Source organism: Nitrospira sp. BLG_2 (assembly GCF_049222245.1).
In genome coordinates, this window is record NZ_JBLYIG010000696.1 from 1 (window position 1) to 1,634 (window position 1,634).

The 1,634-nt window shown below is 52.8% G+C and carries 2 protein-coding genes; both read right to left on the reverse strand.

The window, feature by feature from the left end; all coding sequences use genetic code 11:
• A partial coding sequence (locus ACOSYY_RS18360) for a sugar transferase (RefSeq protein ID WP_421664297.1) occupies window positions 1-673 on the reverse strand: 673 nt, incomplete at its 3' end.
• A gap of 226 nt (window positions 674-899) precedes the next feature.
• A partial coding sequence (locus ACOSYY_RS18365) for a CpsD/CapB family tyrosine-protein kinase (protein WP_421664298.1) occupies window positions 900-1,634 on the reverse strand: 735 nt, incomplete at its 5' end.

Consider the following 1,634-nt stretch of genomic DNA (forward strand, 5'->3'; position numbering starts at 1 on the left):
ACTTCCAAATGAGAAAAGGGCGACCGAGAAATCCAACACGTGTTTGGCGATACATGATGGGGCCGGACGAATCTGCCTTGATCAGTACCGCCACCAGACAGAACAGCGGCAACATTATCAGCAAACCACCGATCGAAACCAGAATATCAACGAGCCGCTTCATGACGCGGGAAATAATGCTCCGCTTAAAGCCGGTCGAAAAGATCACGGCACTCGGGCGAAGTGAATCAACCGAGAGGCGGCCAGAGACTTCCTCGAACAATTGATTCCCGTCAAGAACATCTATTCCCATCGCCTTAAAACCAAGGAGCTGTTCGACCGGTAGTACCGAGCGACGATCTTCAAGACAAACCACGATGGCATTCACTTTCAGTTCTTCTACTATCTGTGCCAACTCGCCATGAGTGCCGATGACGCCAGGTATGCCTGGACTCCATTCCACTCGTTCATTTTCTCCAACAAGTGCTCCAATAATTTCCACTAGACCAAGACGTTGCGATAGCACGGCTCGATAGAGCTCCTTGGCGAGCTTCCCTGTCCCCAAGAGGAGCATACGCCTCTTCAGACTCAGCGCGTCCCACGTTGGGCACACGACATCCGTGAAGCGGCACAACTGCAGCCCCTGCTCTACTGCAGCCTCATCTCTCATCACTTCTACTGTTCTGACTGACATGGATCTACTCCCCAGTGCAATGCGGTGGTTGCTGAGAAACAGCGGGAGCGACCGTTCGGTCGGGGGCAAGTGCGTCAGGTTGTTACGCGACTATCTGCGCAGGCTTATGGGGGATTTCAACATCATTACACAACATCTTGTACATGTAGGTCGCGGCATCGGAGACGGCTGAAATACCTCCGCTACCCGATGCCGGTAAAATATTCGGCCAGCTGCTATCGTGAGTTCACATGGTTCCGCTTGTTTCGTACATGAGGTAGGGCGCAAACTCCATTTCCACCTGCGTCAAGACAACTCCGATGGCATCGCTATCGACATTCAGCTGTTTCACCGCCTTGAGTACCATGTCCTGACTCGTCACGCCGGCTCGCACCATAAAGATCACTTGATCCGCCATACTGCTGAGGATATTGACGTCAGCAAGCGTCAATACGGGCGGTCCGTCCAAAATTATATGGTCGTAGCGGGTCCTGAGCTCCGGTAGGATCTGCTTCACATACTGAATCCCGGAAATACTGGTAGGTCTTACCTTCGAATCCCCGCACGGCAATATAGAGAGAGGGATACCCTCATAGGCATGAATACAATTCTCAAGGCTGTCTTGCCCCTGTTTAGCCTCACTGAGGCCCGGCTCGACCGGAATATCCATATATTCGTGGACCATCGGACGCTTGAAATCGCAATCGATCAGGAGTGTAGATTTCCGCAGGTCGTGGGCCAGAACATAGGCGAGATTGACCGCCGTGGTTGTTTTCCCCTCCCCCATCATGCTGCTGGCCACAAGGGTAACCCCATTCTTTTTTTCAGCCCTCATCAACAGCAGTCGCGTCGATGCCACTCGGTATTGTTCAGCAATGATAGAGTTCGGCTCCCACTTTGCGATCAGATGAGACTTTGGGGACAAGCCCGTGAGCATCGCTCTTTTGGTGCGGGATCCGGCGCCCATCCATCTCCTTCCATA